Source organism: Enteroscipio rubneri (assembly GCF_963929405.1).
Taxonomy (GTDB): Bacteria; Actinomycetota; Coriobacteriia; order Coriobacteriales; family Eggerthellaceae; genus Enteroscipio; species Enteroscipio rubneri.
The window spans coordinates 122061-141336 of record NZ_CAWVIN010000001.1 but is presented as its reverse complement, the minus strand read 5'-3'; the positions used below and the strand labels follow the sequence as shown (position 1 = coordinate 141336).

At 64.3% G+C, this 19276-nt stretch carries 16 protein-coding genes and 1 tRNA gene; 8 read left to right on the top strand and 9 right to left on the bottom strand.

The features are described from left to right. Nucleotides 1-16 precede the first annotated feature (16 nt). Together ABGT83_RS00570 and ftcD are read right to left on the bottom strand one after the other, a co-directional pair. On the bottom strand, nt 17-1633 hold the full coding sequence (locus tag ABGT83_RS00570; RefSeq protein WP_346685506.1) for an APC family permease: 1617 nt from the start codon (nt 1631-1633) through the stop codon (nt 17-19). Between the two features lie 195 nt (nt 1634-1828). Then, the gene (gene ftcD / locus ABGT83_RS00565) at nt 1829-2782 is read right to left on the bottom strand and encodes a glutamate formimidoyltransferase (RefSeq protein ID WP_346685504.1); all 954 of its coding nucleotides are present in this window, start codon (nt 2780-2782) and stop codon (nt 1829-1831) included. A gap of 558 nt (nt 2783-3340) precedes the next feature. Here ftcD and folK point away from each other — a divergent pair. Then, nucleotides 3341-3925, top strand: a complete 585-nt coding sequence (folK, locus tag ABGT83_RS00560) for a 2-amino-4-hydroxy-6-hydroxymethyldihydropteridine diphosphokinase (protein WP_346685502.1) — start codon at nt 3341-3343, stop codon at nt 3923-3925. 249 nt (nt 3926-4174) lie between these two features. Beyond that, entirely contained in the window at nt 4175-4849 is a 675-nt protein-coding gene (locus tag ABGT83_RS00555; RefSeq protein WP_346685500.1) for a TetR/AcrR family transcriptional regulator, read from the top strand. Nucleotides 4850-4854: 5 nt separating this feature from the next. On the opposite strand, the gene ABGT83_RS00550 is transcribed toward ABGT83_RS00555, so the two are convergent. Further along, nucleotides 4855-6156 carry an amidohydrolase family protein gene (locus ABGT83_RS00550; RefSeq protein ID WP_346685498.1) on the bottom strand — a complete coding sequence of 434 codons (1302 nt, stop codon included), beginning with the start codon at nt 6154-6156 and terminating at the stop codon, nt 4855-4857. 129 nt (nt 6157-6285) lie between these two features. On the opposite strand from ABGT83_RS00550, the gene ABGT83_RS00545 reads away from it, so the two are divergent. Next, a complete protein-coding gene (locus ABGT83_RS00545) occupies nt 6286-7128 on the top strand; it encodes an Mrp/NBP35 family ATP-binding protein (RefSeq protein WP_346685496.1) in 843 nt (280 codons plus the stop codon). A gap of 33 nt (nt 7129-7161) precedes the next feature. Here the strand turns inward: ABGT83_RS00545 and ABGT83_RS00540 are convergent, their stop codons facing one another. Then, complete coding sequence (locus ABGT83_RS00540) at nt 7162-8673, bottom strand: helix-turn-helix transcriptional regulator (protein ID WP_346685494.1); 1512 nt, start codon at nt 8671-8673, stop codon at nt 7162-7164. A gap of 380 nt (nt 8674-9053) precedes the next feature. On the opposite strand from ABGT83_RS00540, the gene ABGT83_RS00535 reads away from it, so the two are divergent. Beyond that, complete coding sequence (locus ABGT83_RS00535; protein ID WP_346685492.1) at nt 9054-10859, top strand: FAD-dependent oxidoreductase; 1806 nt, start codon at nt 9054-9056, stop codon at nt 10857-10859. 79 nt (nt 10860-10938) lie between these two features. Further along, the gene (locus ABGT83_RS00530) at nt 10939-12207 is read left to right on the top strand and encodes a hypothetical protein (protein WP_346685490.1); all 1269 of its coding nucleotides are present in this window, start codon (nt 10939-10941) and stop codon (nt 12205-12207) included. Nucleotides 12208-12297: 90 nt separating this feature from the next. On the opposite strand, the gene ABGT83_RS00525 is transcribed toward ABGT83_RS00530, so the two are convergent. Further along, nucleotides 12298-12777 (bottom strand): hypothetical protein, encoded by a 480-nt coding sequence (locus ABGT83_RS00525; protein ID WP_346685488.1) that lies wholly within the window; start codon nt 12775-12777, stop codon nt 12298-12300. 359 nt (nt 12778-13136) lie between these two features. Here ABGT83_RS00525 and ABGT83_RS00520 point away from each other — a divergent pair, with 359 nt between their 5' ends. Both ABGT83_RS00520 and ABGT83_RS00515 read left to right on the top strand, forming a co-directional pair. Then, on the top strand, nt 13137-14435 hold the full coding sequence (locus ABGT83_RS00520) for a helix-turn-helix domain-containing protein (protein ID WP_346685486.1): 1299 nt from the start codon (nt 13137-13139) through the stop codon (nt 14433-14435). Between the two features lie 377 nt (nt 14436-14812). Next, nucleotides 14813-14888, top strand: a tRNA-Ala gene (locus tag ABGT83_RS00515). 107 nt (nt 14889-14995) lie between these two features. On the opposite strand, the gene ABGT83_RS00510 is transcribed toward ABGT83_RS00515, so the two are convergent. The 3 genes from ABGT83_RS00510 to ABGT83_RS00500 form a co-directional block, all read right to left on the bottom strand. Beyond that, entirely contained in the window at nt 14996-16108 is a 1113-nt protein-coding gene (locus tag ABGT83_RS00510; RefSeq protein ID WP_346685485.1) for an NADH:flavin oxidoreductase, read from the bottom strand. Between the two features lie 118 nt (nt 16109-16226). Continuing rightward, nucleotides 16227-16526: a CDP-alcohol phosphatidyltransferase gene (locus ABGT83_RS00505; RefSeq protein WP_103264117.1), complete on the bottom strand. Its 300-nt coding sequence runs from the start codon at nt 16524-16526 to the stop codon at nt 16227-16229. A gap of 231 nt (nt 16527-16757) precedes the next feature. Then, complete coding sequence (locus ABGT83_RS00500; protein ID WP_103264116.1) at nt 16758-17594, bottom strand: TspO/MBR family protein; 837 nt, start codon at nt 17592-17594, stop codon at nt 16758-16760. Between ABGT83_RS00500 and ABGT83_RS00495 the strand changes: the two genes are divergently transcribed. Beyond that, on the top strand, nt 17583-17921 hold the full coding sequence (locus ABGT83_RS00495) for a hypothetical protein (RefSeq protein ID WP_346685482.1): 339 nt from the start codon (nt 17583-17585) through the stop codon (nt 17919-17921). The two genes, ABGT83_RS00500 and ABGT83_RS00495, sit on opposite strands and share 12 nt — an antisense overlap. Nucleotides 17922-17976: 55 nt before the next feature. Here the strand turns inward: ABGT83_RS00495 and ABGT83_RS00490 are convergent, their stop codons facing one another. Then, nucleotides 17977-19224 (bottom strand): peptidase U32 family protein, encoded by a 1248-nt coding sequence (locus ABGT83_RS00490; protein ID WP_346685480.1) that lies wholly within the window; start codon nt 19222-19224, stop codon nt 17977-17979. Nucleotides 19225-19276 lie beyond the last annotated feature (52 nt).

Sequence of the window (19276 nt, the reverse complement as noted above, 5' to 3'; positions counted from 1 at the left end):
CCTTTCTTCGCACGTATCAGAACAGGACGTAGAACACGAGGTAGCCGGCCGCCAAGCACGCGAGGCCGCCCGCCAAGAACACCCATGGGAGCTTCTTGGCCCTCACGGGAGACGGTTCGGTCTGGCCGGGAGGAATGAGATCTTGGTACATGCTGTCAGGGAACGTTCCCTTGTCGGTCTTGTAATGCCGGTACAGGAACAGCGGTATTCCCAGCATCGCTATTCCCAAGCCTATCGGCAGGACGTAGGATCCCCATATGTTCGCGCCCGCTCCTATGAGGAACATGTTGAAGAACGCGAAGAGCAGGCCCAGCCCCATGAAGAAGTTCGGCGCCTTGTAGGGTCGGGGCACGTCCGGGTTGTCGATGCGATGGAGCACCGCGCCCGTCAGCACGATGAAGTGGCACAGCACGTAGTTCAGGCACGTGAGCGCCAGCAGGAACAGGTAGTCGTTGAACATGAGCAGCACGAGGTTCACGCAGAAGTTGAACCAGGTGGCGCGGTTGGGGGCGTGGTTCTTGTTCGTCTTGCCTAAGAACTTCGGGAAGATGCCGTCCTGCCCGCCCTGGCACATCGTGCGCGCCGTGTCGGCCATGGCCGTCATGGCTCCCAGCACCAGCGTGAACATCAGCATGACCACGACGATGCGCAGGAACAGCGGCGAATCGGTGACCATGGTGGCCAGCGCCAAGCCTACGCCCGTGCCAGCGTTGATGTCGGGGCGCAACATGTACTCGGTGCCCAGGCATCCTTGGAACACGGTCGGCACCAGAATGTAGAGGACGATGGAGATGACGCCCGAGGCGAGCACCGCCTTCGTGGCGTCGCGGGGCTTCTTCATCTCGCACATGTAGCACGCCGACGTCTCGCATCCGTAATCGGCCCAGGCCGCAAGGAACATCGCGCCCAGCAGCAAGTGGAATCCGTTGAAGTCCCAGCTTCCCGACAGCGGCACGAAGGGATTGAAGTTATCCAGGTTCACGTTGCCCAGCAGGACGGGAACGACCACGATGAACACCAGGGGAAGGATGCCGCCCAGCGCCAGCGCGATCTGCACTTTGGCCGTGGACGTCACGCCCGAAACCTGGATGCCCACGACGATGACCATGATGACGAGCGCGATGATGAACTGCAGATTGATGCGCAGGACCAGGCCCTCTTGGATGAAGTTCAAATCCAGCAGCGTGAGCTGCCACAGCACGATGGGGCTGTCAGCCGGAAGAAACACCGACATCAGATAGCCGGATGCCAAAGCGACGCCGATGGGCAGAATGGGAATCCACGCCACCCAATGGGCCCACGGCGACACGACCCCGACAAGCGGGCTGTGCCTCATCCATGCCGTCGCCCCGTACACCGACATGCCGCCCGTCTTGGAAGGATGCATGCCGGCGATCTCGGTATACACGAAGCATTGCAGAACGGAGATGATCACGGACAAGCCCCACGCCAGAGGCGCCGCCGTGCCGATGATGGAAGATATGCCGCCCATGTTGAACAGGACGAGGGCGGGAGCGCCTAGAGCCAGGAACACGACCTGCTTCCAGGAAACGGCGCGGACCATGCCGTAATCGCCATCGGAGAGCGGGGATTCTTCTTTTCGGGCTATGCCCGTGGTTTTGCTCAATGCCATAGTAACTCCCCTTATGCATCAGCAGGGTTCGCGAAGACAAGGGACACGACGACCCACCACGCAGCAGTATGCGCAACGTCAAACGAATATGGAACACGCGCGTTGGTTGGAAACGGCGGCGAAGGACCCTTCGCATGCATCCCCGCCGCCATTCTCGTCGGAACATCCCCTCCGCAGACCCGTTGGACTGCGATTCTAGCCGTTGTCCTCCATGGCCAGCTCGATCAGATGGTTCTCGATGATCTGCTGCTGGTAGTTCCACGGACCGTTGATAGCCTCCAGCTGGAGATACCATTCCGCAACACTGACCAGGGTCTCCGCGCTCACCGTGCCGCAAATCTGGCTGGAGATGACCGGCACGCCATAACGGGCCGCCTCATCGCGCAGCAGGTTGAACACGCGGTGCAGGGCGGTTTGCTCGGGATTGGTGATCTCGCAGGAAACCATCACGCAACGCTTGCCGGTGCGGCGATGCGTCTGCGGCAAGCCGACCGCGCCCTGGATGTTGGCGAATCCGCCCGTGCGGCCGCGCACGTAGTTCGCAAGCTTCTTGGCGATATCGAGTTCTTCGGTGTCCAGAAGCACGTTGAAGTACGCGTCATGCTCCGTCACGCAGCCCACGATGGTGGCGCCGGCCGTCGGATGCAGCTTCGCCGGGCCGATATCGGGCTTGCGGTCGGGATTGTTGGGAACGTCGTCTTTGGCGCCCTTGTAATTGCCCTTGCGGATGAACGTCAGGCCCTTGTTCTCCGGCTTGGTCGCGTTCTCGCCCGTGTAGTAGATGGGCACATCGTACTGCTCGTAGATCGTCTTGCCAAGATCCTCGGCGAACGCCTTGACCTCGTCGACCGTGGTGTCGCCAACCGTGTAGCACTCGATGGTGTCGACCGCGCCGATCTGGGGATGGCGCCCGGTGTATTTGTTCATGTCGATCAGCTTGTACGCCACGCCGCACGCCTCGAGCAAAGCTGGCTTGAGGGCCTCCATCGTTCCCAGCAGCTCGAAGGGCAGGCGGCCGAAATCCGGATCGGGCTCGTAGCCGATGACCTTGATGCCGGGCTTGTTGCGGAAGCAGTCGGCAATCGCCTCGATGACTGCCTGATCGGTTCCTTCGCTGAAATTCGGGTCCGTCATAATGTATTTCGCCATGCTGGATCCTTTCTCGTCATCATGAGCGCTTGCGACGCAAGCGTCCAAGAGTCTCCTAAGCAGCGCGGGGCCCCAGCCTTGTGGCAAGAACGCTGGCGTCGTGAACCGGTGCTGCGAAACGAAGGAAGCGAGTCGGCGTTGTCGCAAGAAATTCCTTGCACCCACTCGCCCAGGTCCAGGAGGCGACATCGTCCGCCCTCGACCGATCGTCATCGATCGTCAAGAACCCTCTTCCGTTCCCGGCCCCCTCTCGCGAAACGAGCTTTCAGCCCTCAAGACACCTGTATGGTACGATGCGCCCATATTTTTTTCAATATATTATTATCAATATTATATTGATTTCTTGAATGGTTTCAGAAGGGTAGCTTTGAACTGCAGAAACGGTTCGCAACTGATCGACCTCCCCTATCGCAAGCGAGGAAAGCGAACCGCACTTCTCCCCTTCGTTGAGGCGCTTGCGCCCCACAGGCGCGCCCGGAGGTTCCGCCGCTGCATATCGCATATGCTAGGATGCGTTGCATGGCGCAGATTTTCGGAAGCGGAATCGAGGAAACCGACATGCACGACGAAACCGAAGCTGAAAGCACGACGCCCTGCCGGGAAAGCGATCCTTCGGGGCGAAGGCACGCGCGTGCTTACCTGGCCCTCGGGTCGAACCAAGGCGACCGGGCGGACCACATCGAACATGCCCTTGCAGCTCTCGCGCGCCTGCCCGAAACCGAGCTTGCGGTCCTTTCGCCCCTGTACGAAAGCGAGCCTGCCTACCACACCGAGCAGGAGCCCTTCGCCAATGCCGTGCTTGAAGTCCGCACCGCCTTGACGCCGCACGAGCTCCTCGACCAGCTGCAGCGCATTGAACGCGAAGAAGGGCGGATGCGCACCTTCCCGAACGCCCCCCGCCCGCTCGATCTGGATATTCTGGATTACGAGGACGCGCTCTGCGACGACGAACGGCTGACGCTACCCCACCCTCGCCTGCTGGAACGCGATTTCACCGTCACGCCGCTGCTCGACATCTCCCCTTCGTGCACGCTGGCGGACGGGACGGCCGTGACGCGCGGCCGCATAACCCACGGCAGAATCCTTCGCCAGCTTGAAGGGCTCGACCTGCCCCCGTCCGCGCGTGCGACGACCCGGGAATGAGCCCTCCCGAACCGCGCATTGCAAACAAGGCTCCTCCTCGGATTTCACACAAACATCGCCTGCGCGCGCCTTTTCGGCCATAATGAGAGATCAGAGCATGAAACGCCCGCCTGATCGCCCATGCCGGCACAGGCGATCAGGCGGGCGGCATCGATATGCAAGACGCAAGGAGCGCACATGACCGACAAGATGAGCGGCACTTCCCAAAAACGCAGAAGGGGACGTCCCCGGAAAACGGAGTCGGAGAAGATGGCCCGGCAAGCGGAAATCATCGACGCCGCCATAGCCCTGTTCGCCCGCAAGCCCTTTCGCGATACGACGATGAGCGACATCGCTCGAGCGGCGGGGCTCGACCAGTCATCCCTTTACTACTGGTTCAAGAACAAAGAGGAGCTGCTCGAGGCCATTCTGCAGAAAAGCCAAAGCTCCATGCTCCTCGCGTCGCGCATTTCAGCCTTGCATGGGGAAAAGCCGCTGTATCTCTATTCCATCGTCTATTCCGACGTGATAATGATGTGCGATCTCCCAGTCGACTACTTCGACCTTGAAGCAGCCGCCCTCGCCAATCCGGATCGGCTCGAAAGCTTCTTTGAAACGTACCGGACGCTTCGGGAGACCATGGAGAAAATCGTCCTCCAGGGAGTCGAGGACGGCGACTTGTCCTCAGCCGACCCCGCCCTGACCGTCAGCGTCGCCCTCTCGTTGACCGAAGGGCTGCAGCACCAATACCACCGCGCCCTCGCCACGAACGACAATCCGAAAACGAGCATATGGAACCGGTCCTTGGTGCTCTCGAAGCACCAAGTCGCGCGATTGGCAGCCGACACGGTCCTCGGGTCGCTCATGAAGCATCCCGATGTCGCTTCGCTCTACGAAGAGGCGGTCGAGCGGGAGCTCATACCGAGCAGCCAAGACTGCGACTAGGCCCCCTACAGCTCGCTCATGATGCGGCAGGTGCGGGCGTCCACCTCGGCTTTCGCGCGCTCCACGTCGAGCGTGGGCCACGCGCCGTCGCGGTAGACCGTCCGCCCGTCGCACATCGTGAGGCGCACGTCCGCGCCGTGGCCCGCGTACACGACGTTCACCAGCGGGTTCGTCATGGGCGCCCACGAGGGGCCGGTAACGTCGAGCACGCAGAGATCGGCCTTTGCCCCGACCGCCACCAACCCGCAGTCCTCGCGCCCCTGCGAGAGCGCGCCTGCGCGCGTGGCGGCGCGCAAAGCCTGCTTCGGCTCGACCGCGGCCGGATCGCCCGTCGATCCCTTGTACAGAAGCGCCAGCAGGTAGAGGTCCTGCATCAGATCGTGGTTGTTGTTCGAGGCCATGCCGTCTGTGCCCAGGCACACCTCCACGCCGCGCTCGAGCATCTTCGGCACGGGCGCGAACCCGCTGCCCAGCTTCATGTTGGAGGCGGGATTGACCGCCACGAACACGCCGCGCTCGGCCAGGATGTCGATGTCGCCGTCGTCCACCCACACGCAGTGCGCCGCCGTCACGGGCACGTCGAACAGGCCCAGTCTGTCGAAGTAGCGCACCGGCGTCAGGCCGCCATGGCGCTCTTTGCACTCCTCGTGCTCCAGGCGCGTCTCGCTGACGTGCACCTGCACGCGCAGGCCCTCTTCGCGGGCGAATGCCGCGAGGTCGGCCACGGCGCGCGGGTTGGAGGTGTACTCGGCGTGGATGTTGCAGTCCACCACGATGCGCCCGTCGCCCGCACCCTGCAGATCGCGCAGCAGCCGCCGGTTCTCCCCGTCCACCGGCAGGCCGGCGAGCCCCTCACCGTTGAACGCCAGAAGCGAGTCGGACAGGTTGAGCTTCAGCCCCGCGTCGAGCGCCGCGCGGGCCACCTGGTCCATGTGGTAGTACATGTCCGAGAAGGCCACGCAGCCGTAGCGCGCCATCTCGGCGCAGGCCAGAAGCGCGGCCCAGTAGCAGTCCTCGGGCGTGATTTTTGCCTCGAAAGGAAACACGGCGTCGTTGAGCCATGCCTGTAGCGGCAGGTTCTCCGCATAGCCGCGCAGAAGGGTCATAGGCGCATGGGAGTGCGCGTTGAAGAACGCCGGCATGAGCAGCCTGCCGCGCCCGTCATACACCTCGCCGTACGCCGCGGCCTCCTCGCCCGCCGGCGGCTCGGCGCCCAGGTAGGCGATGCGCCCGTCGCGCACGCCGACCCACTGGCCGCTTCGATGGTCGAGGTTCTCGTCCAGAAGGTCAATGTTCGCGAACAGCATGCTCCGCTCCTTTTCGTCAGCGCGCTTTCGGGCGCACCGTGCGCCGTCGGGCCACTATGCTATCATGCCCCATATGACGAGCGGCGCGCCCGCGGAGAGCGGACGCTGAAAATCCGGAAAGAGGGAATCATGGCAGAAGATTGCACGCATGAATGCGGGAGCTGCGGCGTGTCCGGCTGCGGAGACCGAACGACGCAGGGGCCGTTGACGCTTGACGCAAACGCACGGTCGAACATCAAGCACGTCATCGGGATCGTCTCGGGCAAGGGCGGCGTGGGCAAGTCGCTCGTGACGAGCCTTCTGGCCAGCGAGATGCAGAAGCGCGGCTGTTCGGTGGGCATCCTCGACGCGGACGTCACGGGCCCGTCCATACCCAAGACGTTTGGCATAAACGCCCCGCTGACCGCCGATGCCGACGGCGTAGTGCCCGCCTCCACCGCCAGCGGCATCAAAATCATGTCGACGAACCTCATGCTGCCGAAGGAAGACGTGCCCGTCGCCTGGCGCGGCCCCGTGGTGTCCAACGCCATCAAGCAGTTCTACTGCGAGACGAACTGGGGCGACATCGACTACCTGTTCGTTGACATGCCTCCGGGAACCTCCGACGTGCTACTCACCGTGTTCCAGTCGCTGCCGGTGGACGGCATCGTCACCGTGTCGGCCCCGCAGGAGCTCGTGGCCATGATCGTAGGCAAGGCCGTGAACCTGGCGCACAGTATGAACGTGGAGCTGCTGGGCCTCGTGGAGAACATGGCGTACTTCGTCTGCGACGACTGCGGCAAGAAGCACCATATCTTCGGCGAGCCCCAGGGCGCGGCCGTGGCTGAGCGCTATGGCATCCCCGCCTACGCCACACTGCCCATCGACCCCGCGTTCGCCCGCCTGTGCGACGCCGGGCGCGTGGAGGACTACGACGTGGACGGCGCGCTCAACGCCATCGTCGCCCAGCTTGAGAAGACGGCCGCGAACTAGCGGAGGCCGCAAGCGATCAAGGGGCGCGCCCGCTCACCCGTCGTCGGCGCGGCGGGCGCGCTCTTCTAGATACGAGATGAGCTCCTGCTGGGAATGCACGCCCACCTTCCGGTAGATGCTCTGCATATGGCTTTTCGCCGTCTCCTTCGAGATACACAGCTCCTCGCTTACGGTCTGGCGGTTCTTGCCGCGCGCGACATGGGCGAGCACCACCCCCTCGCGCTTGGTGAGCCCCGCATCCGAGGCGAGCATTGCCACGGCTCGCCCGAACGCATCGTCGAGACCCGATTCCGTGTCGGGTTTCGCAAGCCCCCACCCGGTGCGCAGATTATGACTGCTCATCATGCACAGCGCCGCGCCGAGCACGATAAGGAGCATCGTGACGTTAACGCGGTCGAGCATGTCGGAGGCGTCCGCAAACTGACCGGCCGCCGCGCTCACCACGCCTCCGACAAGCTGCCCGAGCATGAACAAGCACGTCGAGGTGCCGATGACCCATGAGGCCGGCATATCGAAGCTCTTGATGAGGAACGCGCACGCGCCCCACATCACCAGATGGAGGAAGCAGAACCCCGCAAGCTGCACCGACACGCCCACGAGCGCCGCGTCGTCGACCGTTGCAATAAGGTAGATGCCCACGGCGATGATGGGGAACCCGATCTGGTAGATCAGCGTATTGAAGCTCAATCGCGCCGAGATGGCCGCGGCCAGGATGAGCGCCGCCGCAACGGCATATCCCAGCACAGCGCAAGCCAAAAGAGCGCGGTTACCGCTCTGGAACAGGGGGTTTCCCAGCAGCACGCCCAGGGACACGCCGTGGAGCAGGGCGGTCACCAGCAGCTTGTACGGAACGTTCAACTCCGCGTCCACCCCGCGGCCGAACAGCTCTTGCTTCGTGAAGCCCCGGCGCACGCGCAGCAGGCACGGCGCGATGGGCAAAGGCGCGAGCACGAACACCGCACGCTGCACAGCCTCGGGGACGAACGAGAGCACGAGGATGGCCGAAACGGACACGAGCATGGCGACCGACCCATGGAACAGCACGTGCTCGGACCCCAGGCTGCCGAATATGCGCTGCAGCTCTATGCAGAGAAATGCTGACGAGGCGCCGAACAAGACCGAGCCGGTGGCGTACAGAAGCGCGCTCGCACCCGCCATCGACTCGTGCAGCAAGATCATCGTGCCGCCCGTTCCCGAAGGGACCATCGTGAATGCCAGCCACGACACGATGAACGCCGAGGACACGGACATGGCGACGCACACCGCCGTGACGAACGACCCACTCTTGAACGTCCTGCGCGAACGGGCGAACCAGACGCTGATGGCAAGGTAGGCCGCGGCGCTCGCGAACAACGGCCCGAGCTGCGAGGGCACCGAGATCCCCGCGCCCATCACCACCGGGCGGAACACGACGGGCATCTGGAACCCCAGATTGATCCACAGCCAGTAGAACGTCATCGCCACGCATAGCAGAGGACGCTCAGCGACGGAGGCGACGAGTCGTCGCCACGAACGCGATCCCCTGCCACCCGATGTCCTGCGCATAGCAACCCTCCCCTTGTTGCATTATAAGCGCATCGAGCGGCCGCGCGGACGCGGGCGATGCGGGCTCGGCGCGAAGCAGGCCCATCATGCGCCGAGAGGCCGTCCGAATCCCTCCCCCTAGCTGGGGGATTTTCCCAAAATCGCCCAAACTACCCGGCTGATGGGTGACGCGCCGCCGCCTCGCCATCCTATAGTCGAGGCGTCCGCCGCCCTCGTGGGCGATCGGACGCGCTCCTCGCGACGAAGCGGAGCGCAGGCGCGTCCGGCAAGGGTGCGCATTGGGGAACACGGGCCACCATGTTCGGGAACGGCTGCGAACGGCGGCCCCATTCGCAGGGGAGCCGGAGCGCGCAAGCGCCGGCCCGGAACAGGAGGGCACCATGAGCATAGGGAAGAACACGCAGAAGAGGTCGTTGTCGCGCAGGCAGTTCCTTATCGGGTCGACGCTCGCAGGCGCGGGCATCGCCGGGGGCGCGCTCGCAGGATGCGCGCCCGCAAGCCAGGGCGGCGCTCCGGCTTCGGAGAGCGCCGCCGCTTCGGCCGAGCACGAGATATTCGACCTCGACTCGAAGAGCATGACGCAGGGCACGTGGAGCTGGAGCACGCCGCCCGAGGACATTCCGGAAGGTGACATCGCGGAGACGGCGAAGTGCGACGTGCTCGTCATCGGCGCGGGACTGGCGGGCTGCTGCGCGGCCATCGCCGCGGCCGAAGAGGGGGCGCGCGTCATCGTGGTGGAGAAGAGCCCCACCGACACCGTCTGCGGTCGCGGGCTAGACATCGCGGCGTTCCACACGAAGAAGCAGCAGGAGCTCGTGGCGGAAGGCCTCATGGAGGAGCCAGACTACCGCCAGCTCATCCGCCGGTGGATCTACTGGGCGCAGGGCCGTGTGAAGGAGCCGCTCTTGTGGGAGTGGTCGCGCAAGAGCGGAGCGTGCTTCGACTGGCTCGCAGACCTCGTGGAGCCGAAGGATCTGACCACCTACGTCTGGGACGGCTACTACAAGGGCCCCGACTACACCGAGTACCCGGTCACCCACGCGTTCTACATCACGGGCACCGAGGAGCAGACGTTCAACTTCACGTTCTACGGCGAGGACAACACCTTCGGCAACATCGTCCTCATGCCGCGCCTCTACGAGGTGCTGGCTGACAAGGGCGTCGACCTGCGCTGGAGCCAGAAATGCGTGCGCCTGCTGCGCGACGGCGACGGGCCCATCGCCGGAGCCGTCACCGAATCCGACGACGGCGCGCTCACGCGCTACGAGGCGGGCAGCGTGGTCATCGCCGCGGGCGACTACGGCTCGAACAAGGAAATGATCCAGTGCTACGCCCCGTTCCAGAACTTCTCCACCGACATGTACGTGTACATCCCGCCCGAGGCGAACCAGGGCGAGCTGCACCAGCAGGCGATGTGGGTCGGCGCGGCCATGCAGAAGTCCGAGCCCCACGCCTCGGTCACGCACCTCGACTTCGGCGCGGCCAGCTACGGGTTCCTCCATGTGAACGGCTTGGGCCAGCGCTTCAAGAACGAGGACGTGAACACCCAGTCCAAGAGCATCACTAAGGCGTTCCAGCCGACGAAGCAGGCCTACACAATCTACGACGCGAACGGGCTGGCGGAGGTCAAGCGCCAGGTGGACGCCGGCATCGGCGGCGGTTTGCAATGGGGCCAGCTCACCCAACGTATCGGCGGCGAGTACAGCCTCGAGGCGCAGCAGGCGGTGCTCGAAGGCGAGGTGGAGCAGGGCCTCACGTTCGAGTCCGACACGCTCGAAGGCCTGGCTGAGCAGATCGGCTGCGACCCGGCGGTGTTCGTCGCCACCGTGGAGCGCTACAACGAATTGTGTGTGCAGGGCGACGATGTGGACTTCGGCAAGCGCGCCGAGATCCTTGCACCGATCGTGCAGCCCCCCTTCTACGCGGGACACCTGCAGGCCTGCCTGCTCACCATGTGCGGCGGGCTACGCCAAGATCTGGAATGCCGCGTTCTCGACATCGACGACCAGCCCATCGAGGGCCTGTACGTGGCAGGCTCGTCGGCCGGCGACTTCTTCGGTGCGGGCGACTACCCCACCTTCGTGGCCGGCATCGGGCACGGGCGCTGCGTGACCTTCGGGCGCATGGCAGGCATCAACGCCGCAGGCGGCAACGCCCACGAGCAGATACCGAGCATCGACATCTAGAACGATTCCCTCGAACGCGGGCGCCGCTACCCTCCCTCCCGGCGGTGCCCGCACGTTCGAGCGGCAGTGAGGTTTCGCTATGCAGAATCGAATCGAATCGTACCCGTGGCTTGCCGCACATAAGCGGCTCGCAACTGCGGTGCTGGAGCGAAGGCGTGATCGCGGTGCGCTCATCGATGCGCTCGCCTATGCGCTCGAAGAGAGCTGCGTCTCGCTGCCTATTATCGAAAATGGCGAGGATCTGAACGACATTTGCCCGTTCACGATCTTCGCCGCCTTCTGTCGTCCACTGGACGATAATCGGCGCGTTCGTCTTTTCACCTGCCTATGCGATGCGCTCGGCCTTCTCGACGTCCGCCCGCCGGAGTCCTTCGAAGGGCTCGCCCTCGTCCAGGACCGGCAGGCGCGCCTCTTTGGCCGCGGCGCGGCCGAGCCGCTTCAGATCGAGGCGCTCTGGAACCTGTTCGCCGTCGCCATGGAACGCGATTCGGACGAGGCTGGGATGAAGCGGGTGCAGGCGCAGGTGGAGAACCTGCGCCTGCCGGGCCGAACCGTGTTGCCCATCGTCCTGTCATGGGTGCGGCCCGATGCGTTCCCGCCGCCACGCGCCTGCACACCCGAGACTCCCGTGCTCGATCCGAAAAAGACGGCGAAGCTGCTCGATGCATACGGCGCACACCTGTTGCAGCACGATCGCGACGATCGGACCCGCCGGGCTGTCCGATGTTTTCAAGCTCGATGGAACGAGGAAGCGGACGATGTTGCAGCCATGCTGTCCGACGCGCTTGCAGAGAGCCATCATCTGCTGTTCAAGGGATACTTCTTCAACCCTCACAAAGAGATGCTCGCGTTTGCCCAGGCGGAGCCAGAAGCGACGAGGCATGCTCTCCGATCGCTCTTCGACGAGAAGGAGCCGCTCATCGAGCGCATCTGTCGATTCGAGGCCGAGACAGCACGCCTGTTCGAGCAACACCGCGCCCTCGTTGCGAACGCGGTCCCTCGACGGTCGTCCCACGGGAACTACTATACGGCTTGCGTGTACCTGTTCCTTCGGTATCCTGATCGGCATCCCCTGTACTCGCCGCGCCGCCTGAAGGCGCTCGACCAGGCGACCGGCTACGGATGCTCGTACCGCATTGCGCATCCTGAGTCGGTCACGCGCTTCGCGGAGCTTTGCGAGGCCCTGAAGCCCGCACTGCGCGGATGGATCGGCGTGCCGGGGCGGCGGCCCGACTCGGCAGGAGCGGAACTGCGCATGACGACGAACGCCGACTCCTCACGCGACGCCGAGCTCAACCTGCTCATCGAGGAACTCGCGCTCTTCGCATGCGCCCGAACTCCGGCCTAGGGCGAGCCGCCGAGCATCTTCCGTATGACGCGCATCGCGGTGCCGCGCACAGCCTCCGGCGCCTTCGGATGCGCATCGGGGCGTCCTTGCTCAGGGATGCTCGTCGAAGTACCCCGTCTGGCCGCGCACCTGCCAAGCGCATACGGCGAGCGCGATGACGAATAGGCCGCTCACGAGCGAGGTAAGGTCGCATCTGCCATACGATATACTACTGGCTAGGGCCCACGCCGTCAGCATGGCATCCGCGAACACGATCCAAAAGAAAAGCGTGATCCTGCGCGGGTTCTTCGCCCCGCGCATGCCGAGCGCACCTATGGCCAAGTTGAGAAGAGCCCCCAAAAACGCCATAGCGCCCGTCTGGGGCACGACGAGATCGCGGCCAACCGAACCGAGCAGCGGCATATCGACCGCATAGGCCGCCCACAGGGCAGATCCTCCCACAAGTTCGACCAGCGCCCATGCGACCATGAGCACGCACAAGCTGTGGAGCCACCGCTGCCAACGCGTCATCGGCGCGCCGTCGTCCCCCATCGTGCGTGGCCGTGCGGCCGCACCTGCATTTTCAGCCATTGTCTCCCACCTCAGCAGCACGCGCCGAAACCGAGCCGCCGAGGACCCGACCCGGGCAATCGCCCATCGAAGGCATCCAGTATACCAACCTTTCAGGGCAGTCGCTCGCGCGCAGGGGCAAGCGGCTCGCAATCGCAGGCGCCGCACGCAGGCTCGGGTGCTCCCTCCTCAGCCGGCAGCGACCCTGCCTTAATTGAATTCGCAAGCTGGACACCTGTCCAGTTTGAACTTGCAATCGGATAGCGTAAGCCCTTGCCCTGTGCGAAGGCCTTCTGGCCCGAGCATGGGCCGCTTTTCTTCTTCGAGCTGTTTCTCTACCATGGACAAGCCCTTCTCCCGGCCCAGGGAAGGAGGATGCCATGCCCAAGAAGAAGGGAGCGCACCTGGGCTTCGACGACAGGTGCGAGATAGAGGACATGCTCAAAGAGGGCGCGTCCTTTCGGGAGATCGCCCGGAAGCTCGAGGTGTCGCCCACGACGGTATCCAACGAGGTGAGGCTCAACAGGGTGCTCTTCAAGCCCAAGGCGATGCCGCAGAAGGCCCAGGCAAGGTGTGCGAAGTACCGCGGCTGCACCAAGGTCGCGCTCTGCCCCTTGTGCTCCTCCCGCGCCGCAGCCTGCAAGCGCTGCGGCATGAAGCGCTGCTGGGACATCTGCAGGGAGTTCGACCCGCACACCTGCGCGCGCCGCGAGCGCGCGCCGTTCGTCTGCTCGAAGTGCGGCAAACGCGCCTACTGCACCTTTGAGAAAGCGCGCTACGTCGCCTCGAAGGCACAGGCAGCCCACGACGCCCGCTTGAGCGCGGCCCATGCCGGCATCGCCTGCGAGCCGGGCGAGTTGGAAGACATGGTGGGCAAGGTGAAGGGGCTCCTTTCCCAAGGGCAGAGCCTTCAGGCCATCTGGCTCACCCATAGATCCGAGTTCCCGGTGTGCGAGCGCACCTTCTACAACTACATGGACAAGGGCGTGATGGGGCTAGCCAACATCGAGCTGCCCAAGAAGGTCAAGTACGCCCCTCGCAAGGAGTGGGCGGACGGCAAGCCCAAGATGGACCTTGCCGGCAGGACCTACGCCGACTGGCTCGCCCTGCCCGACGACCTCAAGCTGCTCACCGTCCAGGTGGACTGCGTGGAAGGCCTCCGCCGCAACTCGAAGTGCATCCTCACGCTCCACTTCGTCCGCCTGTTCTTCCAGCTTTTCATCCTGCTCGAGAACAAGGACCAGGCCCACGTGAAGGCCGCCCTCGACGCGGTGGAGGCCTATTGCGAAGGCGTTTTCGAAGACGTCTTCCCGGTGATGCTGGGAGATCGCGGCTCGGAGTTCCTGGACTTCGCGAAGATCGAGACCGGCGCGGGCGGATCGCGCCGCACCCGGATGTTCTACTGCGATCCGGTGAAGCCGGGCCAGAAGGGGGCGTGCGAGAAGAACCATGTGGAGCTGAGGAAGATACTGCCGAAGGGGACCGACTTCGATGCCCTCACGTTCAACGACGTTGCCGAGGCGTGCTCGCACGTGAACTCGTATCCCAGGCCCGGCCAGGGGGCGGCGCCCATTCGGCTCGCCTCCCTGACCCTGCCTGCAAACCTGCTCGAGAGCCTCGGTGTCCATGCCGTCCCGCCAGACGACGTGATCATGACGCCCAAGCTGCTCGGGCTTTAGCGATTCCATTCTAATTGATTCATCAGGGCCGGGGCGAGGGTCTGCATATCTATTTGTATCGGGCGTCCGGATTGCTTTTGCAAAACTTGTACGGAGGCCTGCGCCAGCATGCCCTCGTTCGACCGCCTGCCCGAATCATCCGTTCAGAGCGCCCTCGAACCGACCCTTCGATTGCAAAATTGAAAGCAAACTGGACGGCCTAAGGACTATTCTCATTCATGATGTGCTTTGATGCCCCGAACGTCCAGCTTGCTATTGCAGTGTCCAGGTTGCGAATGCAATCAACTGGCAGCGACCCTGATACCGGGGATCGTAGATTTCCAAAAAAACCTCTTGACCGGATGTGCGCTTGCGTTATACTAAAGCTCGCACTTTTCGGGGCCTTAGCTCAGCTGGGAGAGCGCATGGCTGGCAGCCATGAGGTCAGGGGTTCGATCCCCCTAGGCTCCACCATGAATTCGCAAGCCGTCGGTATAAAGCCGACGGCTTGTTTCGTTTTTCAGCTTCAGAACCGTGCCGTAAGAGCGCGCTGTGCACGTTCGGCACAATCCCGGGCACGATCAGGAATGCCCTATGCCCTCACCCGGATCGACTCGGCACTCCGCCGCTTCGTCGCGCTTTCTCAGGATGCAACGGCGATCGGGAGACGCGACGCATTTATTGCAGGATACGCAACGCACCGAATACGCAGGATCCTCCTTCCACCGAGCGACAAGATCGGGCTCGCAGAGCAGCGGACGGCTCAAACCGAACGCGGCAATCCCGTCTTCGGCCACCATGCGCTCCATTACTTCGAAGCTCCTGTTCCCGCCCGTCACCACCACCGGCACGTCCACCTCGCGCGCCAAACGCCGTGCGTAGGCGCCGAAGTATGGCTCCCCCGCAAACGCGCGCGTCTTGCAGGCTCGCCAGACCCCGCTCGCCTCGACGGCATCGATGCCGCCGCGCACGAACAACTTCGCCGCTTGAAGGCTATCGTCCTCGGTGAGTCCCCCGCCCGCACCGTCGCTGCTGTTCAGTTTGATCATGAGCGGAAACGCCAGCCCCACCTCCCTGCGCGCTGCTTCGATAACTTCGACGACGATGCGAGCACGGTTCTCGATCGACCCTCCATAGGCATCGGTGCGCTGGTTCATGCGGGAACTCAGAAACTGGCTGAGCAGGTAGCCATGGGCGGCATGCACCTCGACGCCGTCGAACCCGGCGTCGCGCGCCCTTCGGGCGGCGCGGGCGAACGCTTCCACCACGTCGTCGATGTCTTGCTGCGAGGCTTCCTCCGGGATAATGCCCGTGCTCGGCTCCGCGATGGCGGACGGCCCGAGAATGCGCGCGCTGGGGGGATCGAGCCGCGTCGCCGAACCCCCGTAGACGATCTGCGCCACGATGCGCGCTCCTCGTGCATGCACGGCCTCGACCAGAGCGCGATACGCGGGGACGAGCGCGTCGTCGTGCATGCCCAGCATGCGGGGATTGGGCTGCTCGTCTGCCATGACGTGCGCATACCCGGTGATGATCGTGCCGACGCCTCCTTCTGCGAGCCTTTCGTACACAGCCTGCAGCGCCGACGTCGGCCGCCCGGCGTCATCGGCGAGCGCCTCATAGGTGGCGGCGCGCACGAACCGGTTCTTGGCCCGTAGCGTCCCAATCTCGAATTTCTCGAACAGCTTGCTCACCTTGCCCACTCCCTTGCACGAGAAACGACCGCACGCGGCTGCTTCAGACGAGCCCCCGCCAATCGCGGCCGTTGCGCCCTTGAATCGGAAGCGGCCGCTTGCACGGCCGCCATCGCTGCTATTCGGTTTTCTCGGACGCGTAGAACGTCGCTTGGCCGAAGAGATCGGAGATCGATTTCCCGTCGGCGAAGGGGAGCGTCAAGAACTCACTCACCGTGGGCACGAGTTCGCTCGCATCGACGTAATGACCCTTTTCGTTCAAACGGGTCGTGTCCTGCACCCGCCAGTACCGGTCGTTCACGTCGGTGAGGTAATACGTCGCTCCGTCAACCTCCATGTACACGGAATGCTTCGCGTGCAGGTAGGTTGGGAGCTCGTCGAGGGATACGTCGAGTGCCTCCGCTGCCTTCGTTCCCATAGCGACCCCTTTCGTCCGGGTTTCCTTGCCGCTTATCATAGCAAGAAGTACCGGCGGTTGCATCGGGAAAAGCAGATTCGCCGCGCTGCTGCACGCCGTGCAGGGCATGGTGCGCACGGCGCCGCGCAGGGCCGCCTTACCCGGAGGACAACCGGAAGAAGGCAGCCGCGCTCGCCCGGAAGACGGCTGCGCCCGCCTGGGTGCCGGGCGGGCGCGAAACCCGGCGCAAGCCTAGCCCCGCATCGCGGCCAGCACCTTGGAGACCGGCACGAACGTGGCGATCGCGGCCACGACGAGCATGATGTACACGAGAGCCGCCGTGAAGCCCGACACCTCGCCCACGTTCACGGCGACGCCGATAAGCGCCCAGAAGAACACGAGCGGGAAGGCGATGTCCTGGTAGCGCTTCCTCATGACGTAGCCCAGCACCAGCACGCCCGCGGTGAGCAGCACCACCGAGAGGCCGTTGAAGAACGGAACGCCGCCGTCGAGGGCGCGCGTGATGAGGATGGCCAGGTTCGCGAGCGTCGCCACGGTCACCCAGGCCGTGTAGATTGAGATGGGCACCCAGCCCCATCCCGTCCGCGCCGTGCGGCGCACGTTCAGGTACAGGGACGCGAGCACCACCCACTCGGCGACGATGACGATGAGTGAGATGCCCACCAGCTCGAAATGCCAGAGCGCCAGCCACAGCACGTTCAGAACGCAGCTCGCGATGAACAGCACGGACGTGAAGCTGAAACGCTTCGGCCGAGTAGGCGCCTCGCGCGTGTAGGAGACGAGCCAGCCGATGAGCGCAACGTAGATGAGCGACCAGATGGAGAAGACGTAGCCGGCCGGCGTGAACCACGTGAACACGCCGTATGCGACCGTGGCCGACGTATTCCCGCCCACTTGGCCGGCTTCGATGATGACGTTGCCGAGCAGCGTGAGGGCGTAGACGATCCAGAGCGTGACGGTCTCGGGCGTGAGATAGCCGCCGCGCTCGAGCTTCCGGCCCGTCTTCGTGCTGCGGACTCGCTGGGCGACGCCGGGAGCCGCCGTCGAGCGATAGACATGGTTGGGCATGATGCACCTCGCTTTCCTTGGAGCGATGATGTCGTTCCTTTTCGTAAAGTGCAGCCCAGTGTAACGCGCCGGATCACAAGCGCGATAACGGCCTCTTTGCAGAACTCCATCGCTTCGACGCAGTTCACAGGCCCCATCATCAACGATGAGACACAAAATCACCCTAAGGCAGCCAACCGCGGAAGCATCGACGAACACCTTTCCCCTCAGTCCCATGCGCGGGATTTCTGCCTGTGCGGGCTGTTAGTTTTAGCCAACTCCAACGTTCGCGCCGATCTCGGCATCGTGCCTGTTGGCTCTTTTTCCACCACGCCGCATATCGAGTAAGCTGCGGAAAACAGCCCGCACAAGAGCACGCCCCGCGCAAAGCGTCTTGACCGTGTCAGTCGGCGCGGATGCGCAGGTAGCCGCCCGGGGAGAGGGGTTCTTCCGTCTCGAAGGCATAGCGTTCGGCCGAGCGGTTCGCCGCGGACACAGCAACGGGCGCGGGATGCGGGTCATCCTCATCGGCCTCCGGCAACCAGACCAAATTGCGGACCCGCACCGGCACGACAGAGCGATGAGGACAGAGCGCCTCCAGCTCGTCGCCCTCGCAAAAGCGGTTGCGACACATGGCCTCCACGCGCCACGCGCCCGGGCCGGCCGGCTCGCATGCGCGCACGTCGGCCGCGTGCAGGCACTCCCTTATGTAGCCGTCGCGCTCGGACGACTGCTCGGCGGGCCCGTAGTAGAAGCCGGTGGAATAGGGACGGTGCGACACGCACGCGAGCTCGGCCGCGCCCTCGGCCGGGTCAGCCCCGTCGAGCACGCGGCGGTAAGCGTGCACGACCGTGGCCACATAGAACGCCTTCTTGTTGCGGCCTTCTATCTTAAGCGAGTCCACGCCAGCCGCGATCAGGTCATCCAAGTGCTCCACCATGCACAGGTCCTGCGCGTTCATGACGTAGGTGCCGCGCACATCTTCCTCCACCGGGTAGAACTCGCCGGGGCGCTGCTCCTCCACAAGCGCGTAGCTCCACCGGCACGGCTGGGCGCAGTGCCCCTTGTTGCCCGAGCGGCCGGCCATCGCCGAGCTCAAGAGACAGCGCCCCGACACGGCCATGCACATGGCCCCGTGCACGAACGCCTCCAGCTCCAGCCCGCGCGGCGCGTCGGCGCGCATCCGCGCGACGTCCTCCACACTCATCTCGCGGGCGCACACCACTCGGCTCGCGCCCAGCTCGTACCACATGCGGGCGGCCTCGGCGTTCATCACGCCGGCCTGGGTACTCACGTGCAGATCAACGTGCGGCGCATGTCGACGCGCGAGCGAGAACGCGCCGAGATCGCTCACGATGAGCGCGTCGGCGCCCGCGGCGTCGAGGACCTCCAGGTACGCGGGCAGCGCCGCCACGTCGTCGGCGTCCATGAGCGCGTTCACGGCCACGTAGGCCTTCGCACCGGCCGTATGCGCGCAGACCACGGCCGCGGGCACGTCGTCGAGCGCGAAGTTCGAGGCGCGCTGGCGCAGCCCGAAGCGGTCGCAGGCGAAGTACACCGCATCCGCGCCGAAGCGCACGGCCGCCTCCAGCTGCGCCCGCCCGCCGACCGGCGCGAGGAGTTCAGGTGAAGATGTCTCTCGGTTTCGCATGCGCCGTATTGTAGCGCAGGTTTCGGAAAAGACGCGGGTTGGCGTTGCACCG

Bases quoted from the DNA above. Each gene is read 5' to 3' on its own strand.
- folK (WP_346685502.1), top strand. From the start codon at position 3,341: ATGCACGACGAAACCGAAGCTGAAAGCACGACGCCCTGCCGGGAAAGC.
- ABGT83_RS00490 (WP_346685480.1), bottom strand. From the start codon at position 19,224: ATGCGAAACCGAGAGACATCTTCACCTGAACTCCTCGCGCCGGTCGGC.
- ABGT83_RS00530 (WP_346685490.1), top strand. From the start codon at position 10,939: ATGCAGAATCGAATCGAATCGTACCCGTGGCTTGCCGCACATAAGCGG.
- ABGT83_RS00540 (WP_346685494.1), bottom strand. From the start codon at position 8,673: ATGCGCAGGACATCGGGTGGCAGGGGATCGCGTTCGTGGCGACGACTC.
- ABGT83_RS00555 (WP_346685500.1), top strand. From the start codon at position 4,175: ATGGCCCGGCAAGCGGAAATCATCGACGCCGCCATAGCCCTGTTCGCC.
- ABGT83_RS00500 (WP_103264116.1), bottom strand. From the start codon at position 17,594: ATGCCCAACCATGTCTATCGCTCGACGGCGGCTCCCGGCGTCGCCCAG.
- ABGT83_RS00525 (WP_346685488.1), bottom strand. From the start codon at position 12,777: ATGGCTGAAAATGCAGGTGCGGCCGCACGGCCACGCACGATGGGGGAC.
- ABGT83_RS00495 (WP_346685482.1), top strand. From the start codon at position 17,583: ATGGTTGGGCATGATGCACCTCGCTTTCCTTGGAGCGATGATGTCGTT.
- ABGT83_RS00545 (WP_346685496.1), top strand. From the start codon at position 6,286: ATGGCAGAAGATTGCACGCATGAATGCGGGAGCTGCGGCGTGTCCGGC.
- ABGT83_RS00570 (WP_346685506.1), bottom strand. From the start codon at position 1,633: ATGGCATTGAGCAAAACCACGGGCATAGCCCGAAAAGAAGAATCCCCG.
- ABGT83_RS00535 (WP_346685492.1), top strand. From the start codon at position 9,054: ATGAGCATAGGGAAGAACACGCAGAAGAGGTCGTTGTCGCGCAGGCAG.
- ABGT83_RS00505 (WP_103264117.1), bottom strand. From the start codon at position 16,526: ATGGGAACGAAGGCAGCGGAGGCACTCGACGTATCCCTCGACGAGCTC.
- ABGT83_RS00550 (WP_346685498.1), bottom strand. From the start codon at position 6,156: ATGCTGTTCGCGAACATTGACCTTCTGGACGAGAACCTCGACCATCGA.
- ftcD (WP_346685504.1), bottom strand. From the start codon at position 2,782: ATGGCGAAATACATTATGACGGACCCGAATTTCAGCGAAGGAACCGAT.
- ABGT83_RS00520 (WP_346685486.1), top strand. From the start codon at position 13,137: ATGCCCAAGAAGAAGGGAGCGCACCTGGGCTTCGACGACAGGTGCGAG.